This window comes from Corynebacterium sp. 1103A, from assembly GCF_055700955.1.
Map to the genome: position 1 here is coordinate 1 of NZ_JASTTF010000029.1, position 2,907 is coordinate 2,907.

At 46.9% G+C, this 2,907-nt stretch carries 3 protein-coding genes and 1 pseudogene; all 4 read right to left on the minus strand.

What is annotated here, in order from left to right; translation table 11 throughout:
* Positions 1-182: 182 nt before the first annotated feature.
* Positions 183-370 (minus strand): annotated as a pseudogene (locus QQS52_RS11440) (helix-turn-helix domain-containing protein); the annotation flags it as partial.
* 419 nt (positions 371-789) lie between these two features.
* Entirely contained in the window at positions 790-1,182 is a 393-nt protein-coding gene (locus QQS52_RS11445; protein ID WP_301733086.1) for a hypothetical protein, read from the minus strand.
* Positions 1,183-1,185: 3 nt separating this feature from the next.
* A complete protein-coding gene (locus QQS52_RS11450) occupies positions 1,186-1,506 on the minus strand; it encodes a hypothetical protein (RefSeq protein ID WP_472773953.1) in 321 nt (106 codons plus the stop codon).
* Positions 1,507-1,557: 51 nt separating this feature from the next.
* Positions 1,558-1,971, minus strand: coding sequence for a hypothetical protein (locus tag QQS52_RS11455; RefSeq protein ID WP_472773954.1), 414 nt, complete (start codon positions 1,969-1,971; stop codon positions 1,558-1,560).
* Positions 1,972-2,907: the final 936 nt, after the last annotated feature.

Sequence of the window (2,907 nt, forward strand, 5' to 3'; positions counted from 1 at the left end):
TCAGTTTCGCGATTTCAGGGTTAGCAAGAAGCTTCTTTTCAATCGCATCAATCTTGGCCTTATCAGCCGGATCTCGTCGTGCCACAGTAGTCATTCTGGTCCATCTCCTCATGCAGGTTGGAAACCCACACACAAACCATCAGACACTCTCCTACAGATACACCACGCTAGCGGACGCAACCCTTCGGCTTTAACGCGTCATCGTCGCCTTTGCGCCATTTTCGTAACCAATATTCGACCACTTGGTCCGACGACGGGCCAAGCTCACGGGCAAGAATCATCTTTGACTCGCAGGTGAGATGTCGTTGGACAACTTCCTTTTGACCTCGAAGGAGTACTGCTGCTTTGAAGGCTTTTCCACAAGGCACAGCTTGCCATGTAACAAGAACTGACGAAACAAAGCACGAACTGGATCAACACCAACACCAACATGATGAGCTGCAGCTCGGTGACCAAAACCCTTCTCAAAAGGGCCACTAAGTCTTCCTGTTGTCCTGCAGACAACCGTGCGCGCATACAACCGTGCGCGCATACAACTGCTCCCCACTAGTAGGTAACTGATTTCTCAGTCCGACTAATGGGGATCAGTTCACTTTAGAGGGGGAACTTTTGGTTTCCGTTTGCATCTTAGTTTGGGGAATTAATTATAGAGGGTACCCCCTTACCGCCGATAGCGTCGTCGACTTTATTGAAAGCAAATAAGCGGGTGAGGGGGCAGGGTTAAGCCATTTGAGGCGATCCTATGATGTAGGAAGTTACTGAAAGTGATTTTGGCAGATGATAAAATCTCTAGCAGGAGATAGCACCGTCAAATCGAGACTTCGGGAACTTTAGACTACGGTAATGGTGCTCATATTCTTCATTTGGCGCGAGTATTTTGCACTCTGAGTCATTGCCAAAAGCGATTAGTACTTTAACTCCCACCTTATTCGGGCAATTGCTTTTCAATTTAACAATCCCCTCTGCTGGCTGAACGTCAACACAGCTTGGTGCGGGGGACGAGGAATCATAGAAAGAAATTCCTTTATTTGGTGTTTTTGGGATAAAGCCATCTGGATCAATGGTTGTTGGAACCGCGTCCCCCGGTGCGTATTGTTCAGCCTCGGTAGCGTGTGCAATACTAGGGGTTGATAGCGTCAGCAAAGAGACTCCTAAAATAACTGCACTCTTTTTTGAAAACAACTTTTACCTTCCTTTGCGGACATACTCAATAATATTGAGGTTATCTTTATGTGGATTTGAGGTTAGGAACTTCTCTGAAAAACCAGATGCCTGAAGCATAGCGTCGAATTCAATAGTTCCTTCATCTTTGTTTAGATCTGGGAACCTTCCCCAAAAACGAGCAATGTTTCCATCATGCAGATCGGGATTAAAAAGATCGAAGTAGTACCAAAGAGAACCGCCGGGGTAATCTTCGTCTCTCCCATATTGAATTCCCGAACCCGCTAAAAGCGTTCCATCTGGAAGAGCATGGCTTAGGAACATTTGATCACAGATACTTTTCATGAAAGCTAGCTCGCGATCAGCGAATGGAAAATTGTTACTAATTAGTATCACCTACCGGTAAAAGGCGGTAATTATGCCAACAGGACGTCCATCACCGCTCGCCGGATCTACTCGTTCAGTAGCGACAACTGTCATCACCCTTCCGTCGATCGGATGAGAACATTCTTTCTTTCCGTCTCCTGCATTTAATCCCCCCTTGCATTCTGGATCATTGTGCAGTACTGTATCGATTTCTCCAGCGGATGGAACGAATCCGCCATGACTGTCTCTAATATGAGAGAGTCCGTATCCGATCTTGTCGGGGGAGTCTCCTTGCCCAACGCGAAGTGGAAGATCTTCTCCTTTTGGGCCAATGATTGTCTGGCTAATGGTCCAATCAATTGGTTGAGCTGCTGTTGCCTTGGGGAGCGTAGCTAACCCACTAAATAGTGCTACTGCCGTGCATAGAAAAGTCTTAACTTTCACGAGGTTCGCTCTCCGTAGTAGATGCTGTGATCCGTTTCGTAGCTATAGGGGAAGTATCCCATAAGTTCACTTTACATCATTTGGTGATTGACTTCAGCGCGTGGAAAAAGAGCGGGGACTGAGTCTCGTTCAAAAGCTTCCATCGCTGGATTAGACAGCGGCCTGAACCACCATCTTCTCCCACTCGGCGGACAACGCTGAAACGCTACCCGTTTACGACAAAGCTTAAAGCCGTCGAGCTTTTCAACTCCGGCATGTCTCCTGATGTCGTTGCAGCCGAACTGTCGCTGAACTCGAAAATGAGCGTCTATGCTTGGGCCTAACGATTCCGTGAGGAAGGAAGATGGGGCTTGATGGGCGTAACTGAACGCAAACAGTTAGCTGGCATCGTAACTCACAAAGTCTTGGAGAAGTCGCTTCCAGACGATGCGACACAGCCAGAGAAGGCTTTTCTATAATAGCCATTCGAAGAAAAGGCTACTAAGCCTTGTCGTTTTTGATTGAACGACTTCGACAGTAAGGGCGAAATTCGGAAAGTACCTTGGAAGCATCACGGTGCTCAGGGATTTGTCGCACCGGAAGGTGCATCTACTTTTCTGCACGACCACCGAAACTACTAAGGAAATCCGGCGGGAAGCATCCAACATAGCAGCTGCATTTGGCTTTACAATTACGGAAATCCCTTTGTCGGTTTGGCGTGTCTTTAAAATTTTAAATATGTGTGCATGTGCATATAGACATATACGCATATCATTATATACGTGCGTTTAGGTGTTACCTTGATTTTTGGAAAGAAGGCCACCCAAAGAAGTATTGCGGTGAGCTATATAGAGCTCTAGCAGGGTAGGGACTTAGGTGAGACTGAAGCGTCCTGGGTTTAGTTCCTACCTCAGCTAAGGAAGGATTGAACTATGCCTAGAAAGTATTCCGTCGAGT